The sequence below is a fragment of the Flavobacterium chungangense LMG 26729 genome (assembly GCF_000735715.2).
Taxonomy (GTDB): domain Bacteria; phylum Bacteroidota; class Bacteroidia; order Flavobacteriales; family Flavobacteriaceae; genus Flavobacterium; species Flavobacterium chungangense.
On the sequence record NZ_JASY01000003.1, the window covers coordinates 1 to 14,659 of the forward strand.

The window sequence follows — 14,659 nt, forward strand, 5'->3', positions numbered from 1 at the left end:
TTTTAAATCCGTTTGCTTGCCAGTATTTTCATGAACGCCTTCGCTGTTGCGGGTGCAAAAGTAATACATCTATTTACATTTACAAGACTTTTGCTTACATAATTTCAATCTTTTTTTATTCTTTTTCTTAACTCTCTGGTAAATCAGCTTTTACAAAACAACTTTTCTTGATGCAATATAAGAATTTTCCTTTTACAATCAAGGATTTGACAGTTTTCAGGCTTTTTAGCTCATCAATTTTGAGAAGTTTTTCTATTTTGGAATACTTAATAAACAAAATCATAATCTGAAAACACTTTTTGATTACATATGGAACAACATCCCTTTCATCCTTTCTTCTCTTAACAACTATAGTAGCCCAATAGAAGCAGAAATACTCAAGTTATAATTAGAGAATGATTAAACTATTATATATTCGTTCACAATTTATACTTATATATTATAGTGTAAAAAAAATCCCGATAGCTTTAAATTAACTATCGGGATTATATAATACATGATTTAGCTTATTTCTTAACAGGAAACTTCCAATCGAATTCGTCTTTATCATTGATGATAGCGCCAATTTCAAATTTTACCACCTCTTCAAATTCTGTTTGAAGAATAAACCAATTGTCTTCATTGAAATAGTTTTCGAAAGTATCAAAAGTTTCCTGAGTATATTTTGTAATTCCTTTAGTTGCCAGGTCTTTTTTTACATCTGCAATTTTTCTACCTATTAAGTTAAATCCAAAAACCTCGAGATCATTACTGGAAGCAACTGCATATCCTAATTTAAGACCTTCTTCCTGATAAAAAGTTAATCTCATTTTTTGTGTATTGTAAACAAAAATCACATTATCGTCTTCATCTTTGTAATTCTTATCAGGTTTTCCTAAAACTGCTGTTACATCATTTTGCTTCATTCCGAAAAGCAATTTATCAATTCCTGATTTTAGATTTATTTTCATATTTCGCTATTAATTTTAAAGTGCTAATTTCGTGAAGTTTTTATAAATTCTACAATTTTTGTTTTAGTTTTTCCTTGACTTCGCCAAACCATTCATTTCTAAGAATACTTAAAACGATAGAATCGCGTCGAATTCCATCTTCTGCTGTTGGCATATTACTTCGTAAAACGCCTTCGACTTTACAGCCTATACTTTTCATTGCTGCAATACTTCGCTCGTTATTATTATCAGCCCTAAATTCAACGCGTTCTAATCCGAGAGTTTCAAATGCAAATTGAAGCAATAAAAATTTACAATGTTTATTAAGTCCAGTTCCCCTAAATGCAGAACCGTACCAGGTATATCCTAACTGGAGAGTTTTAAAATCTAAGTTTATATCGTAAAAGCGGGTTGAACCTGCGTATTTTTGGGATTTTTTATCGAAAACTATAAAAGGAAATTCTTTTTTGGCTTCTCTTGCTTTTACAGCAGACTGAATATAATTGATGAGATTTTCTTTTCCATCAGCGCCTACTAAAGAATATTTCCATGTTTCGGGCTCGTTGAGAGATATTTCTAATAAGTTTTCAACGTCTGACTCCTGCAGGGAACGCAATAAAACAAAATCATCTTCTAAAATAATGCTATCTACGAAATTGAAATTTAATGTCATGTTTTTGTTTTTAAGAATCTTATATATAATGTAGTAGCTTTTCCACAAAGGTGCACGAAAAAATCACAGAGATTCACAGAGATGATATGAAAGAAATTTTAAAATTATGGAAGAGAAAAGTTAGTCGCTCATTTCGTCATAGCGTTCCGGAACTTGTGGATCATATAAAGGACATTTGAACTCTTCTAATAAATCTACCAGTTTGTTCATCGTTTTGCCTTCGGTTCCGTAACAGTCTATTTTAATGCTTTGTGGTGTATTGATAACCTGAAAAGCACCTTTTCCTGTATTATTTTGCCAGCTGTTTTCATCCACTTTTTCCCATTCTGAGAAAACAGAACTAATTCGGTTAAGGATTAACTGTATGGGAAGAATTTCAAGACCTTCAACTTCCTTCTTTTCAAGTAAAGCTTCGTAAACTTCCTGATTGTTCAGGTAAATTTCGTCTAAATATCTCCAAAAAAGCAGTTCATACATATCTTTAAATTAAAAGATTAAAACATTGAAAGATTAAAAAATTCAGATCTTGAAAATTATGGATAACCACTGTAATTCTTATGTAACTATAATTTTAGCCCCGATAGAAGTGAAAATCCTTTTGCTTTTTTCTTTAAAAAGCAAAAGATTGTAACGAATAGCGGGATTAGCTCCTAAAAAAGCTAATAGTTATATATTTTAATATTCGAAAGTTCCGTATTCGCTGGTGATAGTCAGTTTTTTAACATCAGCAGCTTCTACCCTTCCTACGATTTGTGCATCGACATTGAATGATTTTGAAATCTCGATAATATCCTGAGCAATATTTTCAGAAACGTAAATTTCCATACGGTGACCGCAGTTGAAAACCTGGTACATTTCTTTCCAATCTGTTTTTGATTGCTCCTGAATCAGTTTGAACAATGGCGGAACCGGAAATAAATTGTCTTTTATAATATGTAAATTTTGAACGAAATGTAAAATTTTAGTCTGTGCTCCTCCACTGCAATGCACCATTCCGTGAATTTCGTTTGGTGTATACGTATCTAAAATTTTCTTGATGATTGGCGCATAGGTTCTGGTTGGCGAAAGTACCAACTGCCCTGCGTTTATTGGACTGTTTTCTACAGCATCAGTCAAGTTAACCTGACCTGAATAAATCAATTCTTCAGGAACAAGTGCATCAAAACTTTCAGGGTATCTTTTAGCTAAATATTTTCCGAAAACATCGTGACGTGCAGATGTTAATCCGTTGCTCCCCATTCCGCCGTTATAGCTTTTTTCGTAAGTTGCCTGACCAAAAGAAGCCAAACCAACGATTACGTCTCCAGCCTGAATATTTGCATTGTCTACAACATTGGAGCGTTTCATACGGGCTGTAACCGTTGAATCTACAATAATAGTACGAACCACATCCCCAACATCAGCAGTTTCTCCTCCTGTTGAGTGAATGGTTACACCAAAAGATTTTAATTCGTTGATTAATTCTTCTGTTCCGTTAATGATTGCAGAAATAACTTCGGCAGGAATTAAATTTTTGTTTCTTCCGATAGTGGATGAAAGCAGGATATTATCGGTTGCTCCAACACATAACAAATCATCAATATTCATGATCAAAGCATCCTGAGCGATTCCTTTCCAGACTGAAATATCTCCGGTTTCTTTCCAATACATATAAGCCAGAGATGATTTTGTACCTGCTCCGTCAGCATGCATAATCAGACAGTGTTCTTCGTCCTGCGTTAAATAATCAGGGACAATTTTACAGAAAGCCTGTGGAAATAAACCTTTATCAATATTTTTTATGGCGTTGTGTACGTCTTCTTTTGATGCCGAAACACCTCTTTGTGCGTACCTTTTGCTAGAATCTGAACTCATGAAACTTAGTTTGTGTTGAATGTGGTGCAAAGATAATCCCTTTTTTTAATTCTTTGATGATTCGTAAGTTTGATTGACAAAAAAATCCAATCTAACTTAAAATATTACCATTCAATTTCTTTTAATCCCTTTGCTTTCAAGAAAGTATTGGTCTGGCTAAAATGTTTGTTTCCAAACCAAAACCCTCTGTTGGCACTTAAAGGTGAAGGGTGTCCTGATTTTAAAATATGATGTTTTGAAGCATCAATCAAAGTTGCTTTTTTCTGAGCAAAACCTCCCCAAAGCAGGAAAACGACATTTTCTTTTTCAGCAGAAATTTGTTTGATAACGGCATCTGTAAATTTTTCCCAGCCCTTTCCCTGATGGCTTCCGGCTTCGGATTGTCTGACTGTCAAGGTAGCATTTAAAAGAAAAACACCCTGATCTGCCCAACGTTCTAAATTCCCGGTTTTAGGAAGCGGTTTAGCTAAATCTGTTTCAATTTCTTTGAAAATATTATATAAGGAAGGAGGAAACGGAATTCCGTCATTTACAGAAAAACACAGTCCATTTGCCTGATTTGGGCCGTGATAAGGATCCTGACCTATAATCACCACTTTTACCTGATCGAAATGGCAATGATCGAAAGCTGAAAAAATCTGGTTGCCTTTTGGAAAACAAACCTTTGTAGTATATTCAGATTTTACAAATTCAATTAACTCGTTGAAATACGGTTTTTCAAATTCTTCATTCAAAACCGGCTTCCAGGAATCATGTATTTTAACGTCCATAATTTTTTTATGCGAATTTCAGGATTTTTTTATTGAAATCATATTTACAACGAATAAAATTAGATCTAAACTTTACAGTTCTCAATGCTACTATTTTTTGTATTTTTGCCATCACTTTCTTAAAGAAATTAAATGATTAGTATTACCGAAAAAACATTACAAGACTTACAGTTTCCAACCGTTCTCGAAACCATCTCAGCAGGCTGCAACACAGACATAGGAAAAGAAAAAGCTTTACAAATAAAACCATTTAGAGACAAAGAAACTCTGATGCAGGCTTTAATGCAGACCACAGAATACGTTTCGTCTTTTGAAAATAACAACGCCATTCCGAATCACGGATTTGACGCCATCACGCATGAGATTAAGTTTTTGGCCATTGAAGACAGCTTTCTTGAAGTGGGAAGTTTTAGGAAAATTGCTAATCTTTCTGCAACGACAAATGTCTTATTGAATTTTTTACGCAAGTTTGATGACTATTATCCAAATCTAAATGCAAGGGCTTCACGTGTTGAACTGACCAAAGATATCATCACTGCAATTGATGCGATTGTAGATAAATACGGAGAAATAAAAGACAATGCTTCTCCTGCTTTGTTAAGTATTCGCCAAAATATGAATTTGGTTCGTGGCAAAGTAAACCAAAGTTTTGGTGTTGCATTAACCCAGTATAATGGTTTAGGATATCTGGATGATATTAAGGAGAGTTTTGTACAAAACCGCAGAGTTTTAGCGGTTTTGGCAATGTACCGCCGTAAAGTAAAAGGTTCTATTTTAGGTAGTTCCAAAACCGGAAGCATTGCTTATATTGAACCTGAGGCTACTTTGAAATATTCGAGAGAATTAGCCAATCTAGAATACGAAGAGAAAGAAGAAATTACGAGAATTTTAAAGAATTTATCGAATGTGATTCGTCCTTACCTCTCTTTATTAATTGAATATCATGATTTTTTAAGTGATATTGATGTCGTTGCCGGAAAAGCAAAATACGCTAACAGAATTAACGGAATCCTTCCAACCATTACAGAAGAAAGAAGATTGTTCTTTAGAGAAGCTTATCATCCTATTTTATATCTGAACAACAAACAAAAAAAAGAAGTTACACATCCGCAGACCATCGAACTGAAACAAGAAAACAGAATTATTGTAATTTCAGGTCCAAATGCGGGAGGAAAAACCATTTCGCTTAAAACTGTTGGTTTATTGCAATTAATGCTGCAATCCGGGATGTTGATTCCGGTTCATGAAAGAAGTGAAACATTTTTGTTTGATCGAATTTTAACGGATATTGGAGACAATCAATCTATTGAAAACCATTTAAGTACTTACAGCTACCGATTAAAAAACATGAATTACTTTTTGAAAAAATGTAATCATAAGACCATGTTTTTAATTGATGAGTTTGGTACAGGTTCTGATCCTGAACTGGGTGGTGCTCTGGCAGAAATTTTCCTTGAAGAATTTTATCATCGTGAAGCGTTCGGGATTATCACAACACATTACTCCAATTTAAAGATTTTGGCTAACGAATTGCCATATGCAACGAACGCGAATATGATGTTTGATGAAAAGTCACTTGAACCGATGTACAAACTGGCTTTGGGTCAGGCCGGAAGTTCATTTACTTTTGAAGTTGCGCTGAAAAATGGAATTCCGTTTGGACTGATTAATCGTGCGAAAAAGAAAATCGAAGTGGGTAAAGTTCGTTTTGATAAAACTATTGCGACGCTTCAGAAAGAAAGATCAAAACTTGAGAAAACTTCTTTGAATTTAAAGGAAGAAGAAACAAGAGCGCGTGAGGAAAGTAAAAAGATGGAAAACATCAATACGAGAATCCAGCAGAAACTGGAAAGCTATCAGGAATTATACGACAGCAACCAAAAAATAATTTACATCGGACAAAAAATCGATGATATTGCCGAGAAATATTTCAACAACAAAAACAAAAAGGAACTTATTGGTGAATTCCTGAAAATTGTTGAGATCGAAAATTCAAAACGTAAAAAAGCAACTCCAAAAGAAGTGAAGGCAAAAGTTGAAAAACAAAAAGAAGTTATTGCCGAAGTACAAGTAAAAGTGGAAGAAATTCGTCAAGAGAAAAAAGAGAAGAAACTTAAACCAGTTGTAGAAAAACCAAAACCAATTTTAAAAGTTGGTGACCGCGTGCGAATGCTTGAGGGAAGATCTGTTGGAAGTATTGATGCTATCGAAAAAAATAAAGCAACCGTAAATTACGGTATTTTTACTTCCAAAGTAAGTCTGGATGAACTGGAATTGGTAGAAGCTGTGAAAAAGTAATTTCTCTTCCCAACCTTTGATACTAAATAGTTATCTATGAAATAAAACATATATTATGAAAATTTTTAAAATAATTATTTCTCTCATCATAGGAGTTTTAGCTACACCATTAAAAGCTCAAACAACCCACTTGCAAGAAACTATAAATCAAGCAAAAGTTCTCTACACACAATTATGTACACAAGAGAAAAATCCGCTTTTTACAGTAGACGGAATAATTCTCAAACATAGTGAGGAAGTGCTGTCCATTATAAATGCTCAGGATATTGAACAAATGAATGTTCTTAAAGATAATCAGGCAAAAGATAAATATGGTGATAAGGCTGTAAATGGGGTTATTGAAATTACATTAAAAAAATCTGCGAAGAAAAAATATAAAAAGCTTCTAAAAGAGAATATTTCAGATTCAAAATTAAATACCAATGATTATAAAATATCTATTTCAGGTAGTATTTCAGACGAAAGAAATCAACCTGTTCCCAAGGTAGTAATTTCAAATCTAACTAAAAGAGAAGCTTATTATTCAGACTCTTTAGGTATTTATAAAATCAATGTCGCTGTAAATGATTATATAAGTTTTTCAAAAGAAAAATTTGAAACTCAAAAACTAAAAATCACCAATCAGACACCATCCAATATAATTTTAAAAATACAAACGGCTTCAAGTAAAATCAAAATTAAAAAACCGATCATATATCTTTATCCAACTGAAAAAACCGACATCAGTTTATCGTTCAATTTTAATGGAAAATTATTGACAACCTTCCCGAAATATCAAGATAAATGGGAACTGACAGTTTATCCGGATGGTAAAATTTTTGACAAAAAAACAAATCGTTTCTATAATTCCTTATTTTGGGATGGAATACAAAATTTTCCTGATGAACATTATAATTATAAAACAGGATTTTCAGTAGAAAAAAATAATTTAGTTTTATTTCTAACTGAAAAACTGGAAACATTGGGTCTGAATACTTTTGAAACGAATGATTTTATACAGTTTTGGCTGCCTCATTTAGAGCAAAATAAAACTAATTTTATTCATTTTTATGTTAATTCTGATTATGATATTATTTCAAAAAATACTATTACCCCAAAACCCGATACCTCTATCAGGGTTTTTATGGAATTTTATGGTATAGACAGATCTATAGAAATTTCGGAACAGCATTTACCAAAAATCGAAAGAAAAGGTTTTACTCTTGTAGAATGGGGAGGCAGTGATGTTAGCGAACCAGTAAATAAACTTAAAAAACTAAAGTTATAATGCTAAATCTTCCTCCAAACAAAAAAATAATCCTCTTTGACGGTGTTTGCAATTTATGCAACGGAGCAGTTCAATTCATTATCAGTCACGATAAAAAAGATATTTTTCGTTTTACAGCATTGCAATCTGATTTGGGAAAAGAAATTTGCAGTTATATTGGTGTAGATCAAACTAAAATTGACAGTATCATTTTGTATAATCCCGGAGTCGCTTATTATTACAAATCATCTGCAGCTATTGAAATTGCAGAGGAATTAGGCGGGGTTTACAGTTTGATATCCATTTTTAAAATTCTTCCGGAGAAACTTCGAAATTATATTTACGATTATATTGCCAAGAACAGGTATAAATGGTATGGCAAAAAAGAGAGCTGTATGATTCCGACACCTGAATTGAAAGCTAAGTTTTTATAAAATTCCAAATCAAAAATTCCAAATTCAAATTTCACAGACTTGTTATTTTGAGGAATTAGAAATTTTCGTAAGTAATTTTAAAAAGTTTTTCAAATCTTTGCCGAATTTCTAGTGTGATTTCTCCTTACAGAAATGACAAAAAACAAAAAATCCCAAATTTAAAATCTTTTACAATTTGGAATTTGGGATTTTAAAAATTAAAATTTTTAGAAAATTATCTAATCAATTTTCTATATTTCAAACGTTTTGGAGTTAAATCACCGCCAAGACGTTTCTTTTTGTTTTCTTCGTAATCAGAGAAACTTCCTTCGAAGAAATATACTTCAGAATCTCCCTCAAAAGCTAGAATATGCGTACAAATTCTATCTAAGAACCATCTGTCGTGCGAAATAATAACGGCACATCCTGCAAAATTCTCTAAACCTTCTTCAAGTGCTCGAAGTGTGTTTACATCTAAGTCATTCGTTGGCTCATCCAGTAAAAGTACGTTTCCTTCTTCTTTTAATGTCATTGCTAAGTGCAAACGGTTACGTTCTCCACCAGAAAGCATTGAAACTTTTTTGTTTTGCTCTCCACCACCAAAGTTAAAACGAGATAAATAAGCTCTTGAGTTAACCTGCTTTCCTCCCATCATAACTAATTCCTGACCATCTGCGAAATTTTCCCAAATCGATTTATTCGGATCAATATTTGAGTGCGACTGATCTACATAAGCGATTTTTACCGTTTCACCAACTGAAAATTCACCGCTGTCTGTAGCTTGTTCACCCATAATCATTTTGAAGATAGTCGATTTACCAGCACCGTTCGGCCCGATAATTCCAACGATTCCCGCTTGCGGCAAAGTAAAGTTCAAATTATCGTATAATAATTTTTCACCAAAAGCTTTTGCTACATTTTTAGCTTCAATAACATTTGTTCCTAAACGTGGACCATTTGGAATGTAGATTTCCAGATTTTCATCCAGTTGTTTTTGATCTTCGTTTAATAATTTATCGTAGTTCTGTAAACGCGCTTTTTGCTTTGTCTGACGACCTTTTGCACCCTGACGAACCCATTCTAACTCACGCTCTAAAGTTTTTCTGCGTTTAGAAGCTACTTTTTCTTCCTGAGCCATACGGTTTGATTTTTGGTCTAACCATGAAGAATAGTTTCCTTTCCATGGAATACCTTCTCCTCTATCCAATTCAAGAATCCAACCCGCAACATTATCAAGGAAATAACGGTCGTGCGTTACAGCAATCACAGTACCTGCATATTGTGCTAAATGCTGCTCTAACCATAAAACTGATTCAGCATCCAAGTGGTTGGTAGGTTCATCCAGAAGCAATACATCCGGTTGCTGCAATAACAAGCGGCATAAAGCTACACGACGGCGTTCACCTCCTGAAAGGTTTTTAATTGGCGTATCTCCTTCCGGCGTACGCAATGCATCCATTGCTATTTCTAATTTGGTATCGATTTCCCAAGCACCAAGAGCATCAATTTTATCTTGTAAAGCTGCCTGACGATCCATCAGTTTGTCCATTTTATCCGGATCTGAATAATTTTCTTCAAGACCAAATAAATCATTGATTTGATTATATTCTTCTAAAACTGCCATTGTTTCAGCAGCTCCTTCACGAACAATTTCGATAACGGTTTTAGAATCATCCAGAATAGGCTCCTGCTCTAAATATCCAACAGTGTATCCCGGCTGGAAAACCACATCTCCCTGGTAGTTTTTATCAACTCCTGCAATGATTTTTAAAAGAGAAGATTTTCCTGATCCGTTAAGACCTAAAATACCAATTTTAGCTCCATAAAAGAAACTTAAATAAATATTTTTAAGAACCGGTTTGTCTGCTCCCTGATAGGTTTTGCTCAATTTCTGCATTGAGAAAATTACTTTCTTATCGTCTGACATTCTATTTACTTTTAATTTTAATTAATTATTTTTTACTTTTCTTGATTACAATTGATTTTTTATCAATATTGAATTGAATTAAACTCTTCCTTTTAAGGCATTAAAAACCCAGGCATTTGCTAAAAATCCAACTCCTGCAGCGGCAAACCCCCAAGCAGACACTTCTCTGTATCTAAAGACCCCAAGACCTATAAGTAACAATCCCATGATTACCATTATAAAAGTAGCCCATCCTAAAACGGTATTTTTATTCATTCCCATAATTGTGTAATAATTTAAAGTGGTATTTTTTTTAGAAGTGCAAATATCGTGAATTTTAATTGCTTAATTAAATATTTTGTAAAGCATTTCTTTTAGCAAATCTGATTGAGGTAAAGCATTGGCTCCAACACCTTTACTTTTTACATCAACATCTCTTAATGCTCCAACAATCTGACTGACTTTTCGCATTGGATAATTTTTGATAGCCAGATCATATTCCTTTAAAAAATAAGGATTTACGCCAATCGCTGCTGCTACGTTTTTTGGATTTTTGTCTTTAAGCCCATGATATTTTAAAAGCTGAACAAAAAATCCAAAAACCAATCCGGTTGTCATTACTAAAGGATATTCTTTTGGATTGTGAGCGAAATTTTCGGCAATTTTATACGCTTTTAACTGATTACGTTCACCAATCGCTTTTCGAAGTTCAAAAACATTATAATCTTTACTAAAACCAATATTTTCTTCTATATGTTGTGGTGTAATTACCGTCCCTTGTGGTAAAATAATCTGTAATTTCTCCAACTCATTGTTAATTTTACTCAAATCTGTCCCTAAAAACTCTACCAACATCGCATTTGCTTTAGGGTCAATAGTATATTTTTTTCCTGCCAAAACACGCTTAATCCAGTCTCCTACCTGATTTTCGTATAATTTTTTACTTTCATAAACGATTCCGTTTTGCGCTAATAATTTAGTCACTTTTTTACGTTTATCAAGTGTTTTGTATTTATAACAAAAAACCAAAACTGTTGTTTCCATCGGATTATTGACATAAGATTCAATTTTATCAATAGTTCTTGATAAATCCTGAGCTTCTTTTACGATAACAACCTGGCGGTCTGCCATCATCGGATAACGCTTTGCTGTTGAAACAATATCTTCTACGGAAACATCCCTTCCGTATAAAACAGTTTGATTGAATCCTTTTTCTTCTTCCGAAAGGATATTCTGTTCAATATATTCTGATAATTTATCGATATAATAAGGTTCATCACCCATTAAAAAATAAATTGGTTTGATATTTCCTGCTTTTATATCATTAACAATTTTTACAACTTCGTCCATCCAAATTTTGTTTCAAGTTTAAAGTTTCAAGTTTAAACCTGAAACCTCAAACTATTTTATATTTTTGCTTTATGCAGCGATTAAATTTTCCAATCTATAATTTTCGATTCAAAAATAGCGAAAATAAAGTGTCCATTTTTGATGAAATCAGAAAAAAATTTATAATTCTTACCCCTGAAGAATGGGTACGCCAACATGTTGTTCATTTTTTAATGAATGAAAAAAAATACCCAAAATCGCTCATTAACGTCGAGAAAGTTTTAACGGTGAATGGTTTACGAAAACGTTATGATGTGGTAGTTTTTAATTCGGATGGTTCAATACATATATTAGTAGAATGCAAAGCACCAGAAGTAAAAATATCTCAGGCAACTTTTGATCAAATTGCGCGTTACAATATGACAATGCAGGCACGGTTTTTGAAAGTCACAAATGGTCTGCATCATTATTATTGCCAGATAGATTTTGAAAACGAGAAATATGAGTTTTTGAAATCACTGCCAGACTACAAAGAGATTTATTAAAATTATAAAAAGATTACTTTTGGATAAAGTTGCAGTTGTCATTTTAAATTGGAATGGAATAAAATTATTAGAACAATTTTTACCATCAGTAATTCAATTTTCTCCAGATGCTACTATATATGTAGCCGATAATGCTTCAACAGATGATTCTGTAAATTTCGTTCAACAGCATTTTCCAACGATAAAAATCATTAAAAATACTGGCAACCATGGGTTTGCCAAAGGCTACAATGATGCTTTGAAAGAAGTTAATGCCGAAATTTATGCCTTAGTTAATTCGGATATTGAAGTGACCGAAAATTGGTTAAAACCTATTGTTGAAACCTTTGATTTAGAAAAAAATACAGCTATTATCCAACCTAAAATTCTTGATTTTAAAAATAAGGAATATTTTGAGTATGCCGGAGCAGCCGGAGGATTCATTGATAAATATGGTTATCCATTTTGTCGGGGCCGAATTTTTGATACGTTAGAAAAAGACGGTGGTCAATATGATGATAATTGCGAAATATTCTGGGCATCGGGAGCTTGTTTTTTTATCAGAAAAGAAATTTATGATGAATTAGAAGGGTTTGATGAATCTTTTTTTGCACATCAGGAAGAAATTGATTTGTGCTGGCGTGCTTTAAACGAAGGACATACTATTAAATATAATTCACAGTCCGTTGTTTACCATGTTGGAGGTGCAACACTGCAGAAAGGAAATCCGAAAAAGACTTATTTGAATTTCAGAAATTCATTACTGATGATGGTTAAGAATCTTCCAAAAAAAAGATTATTTTTTATAATTTTCTTCAGAATGGTACTAGACGGAATTGCCGGAGTAAGATTTTTAACACAAGGAAAACTTAAACTAACACTTGCTATTTTACATGCACATTTTTCATTTTACTGTCTTTCATTAATTTATCTAAAAAAGAGAAAAGATTTTCAAATGCAAAAATACTACACTATAAAAAGTATCGTTTTCATCTATTATATAAAGAAATTGGTTTTTTTTAAAGAAATCTTTAACATTAATCAAAATATTAAAAACTAAATTTGTAATTAACGTCTAATTAAATTTAACATCTATGAGAAAAATAGTAATCGCACTATCGGTATTAATGGCTTTAACATCGTGTGTTTCAAAAAAGAAATATGCTGAATTGGAAGCTAAAAACAAAGAGACTCAGGATTTATTAAATTCTTGTACTGTAAAATTGAATGCATGTCTTGAAGAAAAAGCAGGATTAGCTGCTACTGCTGCCAGTTATAAAGAACATAATCAAGATTTAATAAACAGCTCAAAAGATTTGACAGTTTTAACTACTAAAGGTGCAGAAAATCTTGAAAAATCTTTGGAAAGCTTAAAAGAAAAAGATTTAAAAATTTCCAGACTTCAAGATGCTCTTACTAAAAAAGATAGTGTAACATTAGCATTAGTTACAAGTTTAAAAGGTGCTGTTGGAATCAATGACCCGGATATTGAAATTAATGTTGAAAAAGGAGTTGTATTTATCTCTATCGCTGACAAATTATTATTTAAAAGTGGTAGTTATGAAGTAACTGATGCTGCAAAAGGTGTTTTAGCTAAAGTTGCAAAAGTAGTCAATGATAAGCCAGATTTTGAGTGTATGGTTGAAGGTCACACAGATAATGTTCCTTACAGAAGCAACGGAGTTTTACTTGACAACTGGGATTTGAGTGTTAAACGTTCTACTTCAATTGTTAGAGTTTTAACAAACGATTTAGGTGTGAATCCAGCTAAATTAATTGCAGCCGGTAGAAGTTCTTATGTGCCTTTAGTTGCAAACGATACTCCGGAAAACAAAGGAAAAAACAGAAGAACCCGTATTGTTGTTATGCCAAAAATTGATCAGTTTTATGATATGATTGAAAAAGAAATGAAAAAACAGGCAAAATAATTCAGTACATATTGAATTACACAGAAAAAGCAGGTCAAATGACCTGCTTTTTTAGTATCCGCAAGGATAAACTTTTTTAATTAACTAACTAAATTTAACTAATTATAAAGTTAGTAATATTTTTTCTACGAATAGCTGTTTTAAGTTTTTTTTTACAAAACATCAACATTCCCCTTTCCTTCTCTAATAATAATCGGTTCATGTTCTGAAAGGTCTATAATTGTTGAACCTATGTTATCACCATAGCCCCCATCTATAACAAGATCTACCAGATTTTGCCATTTCTCAAAAATCAATTCCGGATCAGTAGTATATTCAATTACATCATCTTCATCACGAATAGAAGTTGATACTACAGGGTTGCCCAATTGTCGAACAATTTCTAAAATAATATTATTATCAGGCACTCTTATTCCTACAGTTGTTTTCTTTTTAAACTCTTTTGGAAGATTATTATTTCCAGGTAGAATAAAAGTATAAGGCCCCGGCAATGCTCTTTTTAATATTTTAAAAGTAGCCGTATCTATCTGACGAACATAATCTGATAAGTTACTTAAATCATGACAGATAAAAGAGAAATTTGCCTTTTCTAATTTTACACCTTTAATTTTTGCAATTTTTTCTAAAGCACGGGAATTAGTTATATCACAACCTAGTCCGTAAACAGTATCTGTTGGGTAAATAACTAAACCACCATTCTGAAGCACTTTGATCACCTTTGCAATAGCAGCTTCACTGGGTTTGTCGGGATATATTTTTATGAATTCAGCCATTTTGTTTTTTCTTTAA

15 protein-coding genes are annotated in these 14,659 nt (G+C 32.6%); 6 read left to right on the forward strand and 9 right to left on the reverse strand.

Annotation, left to right across the window (positions count from 1 at the left end; translation table 11 throughout):
- Window positions 1-506: 506 nt before the first annotated feature.
- From JE46_RS07595 to JE46_RS07615, 5 genes are all read right to left on the reverse strand, one after another.
- A complete protein-coding gene (locus JE46_RS07595; RefSeq protein WP_031454662.1) occupies window positions 507-950 on the reverse strand; it encodes a hypothetical protein in 444 nt (147 codons plus the stop codon).
- Between the two features lie 49 nt (window positions 951-999).
- Window positions 1,000-1,602, reverse strand: a complete 603-nt coding sequence (locus tag JE46_RS07600) for a GNAT family N-acetyltransferase (RefSeq protein WP_031454663.1) — start codon at window positions 1,600-1,602, stop codon at window positions 1,000-1,002.
- 120 nt (window positions 1,603-1,722) lie between these two features.
- On the reverse strand, window positions 1,723-2,079 hold the full coding sequence (locus JE46_RS07605) for a hypothetical protein (protein ID WP_031454664.1): 357 nt from the start codon (window positions 2,077-2,079) through the stop codon (window positions 1,723-1,725).
- Window positions 2,080-2,277: 198 nt separating this feature from the next.
- A complete protein-coding gene (locus JE46_RS07610; protein WP_031454665.1) occupies window positions 2,278-3,456 on the reverse strand; it encodes an AIR synthase related protein in 1,179 nt (392 codons plus the stop codon).
- Between the two features lie 104 nt (window positions 3,457-3,560).
- Entirely contained in the window at window positions 3,561-4,226 is a 666-nt protein-coding gene (locus JE46_RS07615; RefSeq protein ID WP_031454666.1) for a uracil-DNA glycosylase, read from the reverse strand.
- Between the two features lie 132 nt (window positions 4,227-4,358).
- Between JE46_RS07615 and JE46_RS07620 the strand changes: the two genes are divergently transcribed.
- The 3 genes from JE46_RS07620 to JE46_RS07630 are packed head-to-tail and all read left to right on the forward strand — an operon-like array spanning window position 4,359 to window position 8,204.
- Window positions 4,359-6,524: an endonuclease MutS2 gene (locus tag JE46_RS07620; RefSeq protein WP_031454667.1), complete on the forward strand. Its 2,166-nt coding sequence runs from the start codon at window positions 4,359-4,361 to the stop codon at window positions 6,522-6,524.
- Window positions 6,525-6,579: 55 nt separating this feature from the next.
- Entirely contained in the window at window positions 6,580-7,791 is a 1,212-nt protein-coding gene (locus JE46_RS07625; protein WP_051872844.1) for a TonB-dependent receptor plug domain-containing protein, read from the forward strand.
- Window positions 7,791-8,204, forward strand: coding sequence for a thiol-disulfide oxidoreductase DCC family protein (locus JE46_RS07630; protein ID WP_031454669.1), 414 nt, complete (start codon window positions 7,791-7,793; stop codon window positions 8,202-8,204). Before JE46_RS07625 ends, JE46_RS07630 begins: the two co-directional genes overlap by 1 nt.
- A gap of 214 nt (window positions 8,205-8,418) precedes the next feature.
- Here the strand turns inward: JE46_RS07630 and ettA are convergent, their stop codons facing one another.
- The 3 genes from ettA to holA all read right to left on the reverse strand — a co-directional run bounded on the left by ettA (window position 8,419) and on the right by holA (window position 11,439).
- The gene (ettA, locus tag JE46_RS07635; protein WP_031454670.1) at window positions 8,419-10,110 is read right to left on the reverse strand and encodes an energy-dependent translational throttle protein EttA; all 1,692 of its coding nucleotides are present in this window, start codon (window positions 10,108-10,110) and stop codon (window positions 8,419-8,421) included.
- Window positions 10,111-10,188: 78 nt separating this feature from the next.
- Window positions 10,189-10,365 (reverse strand): CAL67264 family membrane protein, encoded by a 177-nt coding sequence (locus tag JE46_RS07640; RefSeq protein WP_209445153.1) that lies wholly within the window; start codon window positions 10,363-10,365, stop codon window positions 10,189-10,191.
- A gap of 69 nt (window positions 10,366-10,434) precedes the next feature.
- On the reverse strand, window positions 10,435-11,439 hold the full coding sequence (gene holA, locus JE46_RS07645) for a DNA polymerase III subunit delta (protein ID WP_031454672.1): 1,005 nt from the start codon (window positions 11,437-11,439) through the stop codon (window positions 10,435-10,437).
- Between the two features lie 71 nt (window positions 11,440-11,510).
- Here holA and JE46_RS07650 point away from each other — a divergent pair, with 71 nt between their 5' ends.
- Genes JE46_RS07650 through JE46_RS07660 form a run of 3 tightly spaced genes read left to right on the forward strand, consistent with a single transcriptional unit; the run spans window position 11,511 to window position 13,870 of the window.
- Complete coding sequence (locus tag JE46_RS07650) at window positions 11,511-11,963, forward strand: type I restriction enzyme HsdR N-terminal domain-containing protein (protein ID WP_031454673.1); 453 nt, start codon at window positions 11,511-11,513, stop codon at window positions 11,961-11,963.
- A gap of 19 nt (window positions 11,964-11,982) precedes the next feature.
- On the forward strand, window positions 11,983-13,002 hold the full coding sequence (locus JE46_RS07655) for a glycosyltransferase family 2 protein (RefSeq protein WP_031454674.1): 1,020 nt from the start codon (window positions 11,983-11,985) through the stop codon (window positions 13,000-13,002).
- Between the two features lie 34 nt (window positions 13,003-13,036).
- On the forward strand, window positions 13,037-13,870 hold the full coding sequence (locus tag JE46_RS07660) for an OmpA/MotB family protein (protein WP_031454675.1): 834 nt from the start codon (window positions 13,037-13,039) through the stop codon (window positions 13,868-13,870).
- A gap of 152 nt (window positions 13,871-14,022) precedes the next feature.
- Here JE46_RS07660 and JE46_RS07665 read toward each other — a convergent pair whose 3' ends face one another.
- Window positions 14,023-14,643 (reverse strand): L-threonylcarbamoyladenylate synthase, encoded by a 621-nt coding sequence (locus tag JE46_RS07665; protein ID WP_031454676.1) that lies wholly within the window; start codon window positions 14,641-14,643, stop codon window positions 14,023-14,025.
- Between the last annotated feature and the right edge of the window lie 16 nt (window positions 14,644-14,659).

Bases quoted from the DNA above. Each gene is read 5' to 3' on its own strand.
- JE46_RS07595 (WP_031454662.1), bottom strand. From the start codon at position 950: ATGAAAATAAATCTAAAATCAGGAATTGATAAATTGCTTTTCGGAATG.
- JE46_RS07600 (WP_031454663.1), bottom strand. From the start codon at position 1,602: ATGACATTAAATTTCAATTTCGTAGATAGCATTATTTTAGAAGATGAT.
- JE46_RS07605 (WP_031454664.1), bottom strand. From the start codon at position 2,079: ATGTATGAACTGCTTTTTTGGAGATATTTAGACGAAATTTACCTGAAC.
- JE46_RS07610 (WP_031454665.1), bottom strand. From the start codon at position 3,456: ATGAGTTCAGATTCTAGCAAAAGGTACGCACAAAGAGGTGTTTCGGCA.
- JE46_RS07615 (WP_031454666.1), bottom strand. From the start codon at position 4,226: ATGGACGTTAAAATACATGATTCCTGGAAGCCGGTTTTGAATGAAGAA.
- JE46_RS07620 (WP_031454667.1), top strand. From the start codon at position 4,359: ATGATTAGTATTACCGAAAAAACATTACAAGACTTACAGTTTCCAACC.
- JE46_RS07625 (WP_051872844.1), top strand. From the start codon at position 6,580: ATGAAAATTTTTAAAATAATTATTTCTCTCATCATAGGAGTTTTAGCT.
- JE46_RS07630 (WP_031454669.1), top strand. From the start codon at position 7,791: ATGCTAAATCTTCCTCCAAACAAAAAAATAATCCTCTTTGACGGTGTT.
- ettA (WP_031454670.1), bottom strand. From the start codon at position 10,110: ATGTCAGACGATAAGAAAGTAATTTTCTCAATGCAGAAATTGAGCAAA.
- JE46_RS07640 (WP_209445153.1), bottom strand. From the start codon at position 10,365: ATGAATAAAAATACCGTTTTAGGATGGGCTACTTTTATAATGGTAATC.
- holA (WP_031454672.1), bottom strand. From the start codon at position 11,439: ATGGACGAAGTTGTAAAAATTGTTAATGATATAAAAGCAGGAAATATC.
- JE46_RS07650 (WP_031454673.1), top strand. From the start codon at position 11,511: ATGCAGCGATTAAATTTTCCAATCTATAATTTTCGATTCAAAAATAGC.
- JE46_RS07660 (WP_031454675.1), top strand. From the start codon at position 13,037: ATGAGAAAAATAGTAATCGCACTATCGGTATTAATGGCTTTAACATCG.
- JE46_RS07665 (WP_031454676.1), bottom strand. From the start codon at position 14,643: ATGGCTGAATTCATAAAAATATATCCCGACAAACCCAGTGAAGCTGCT.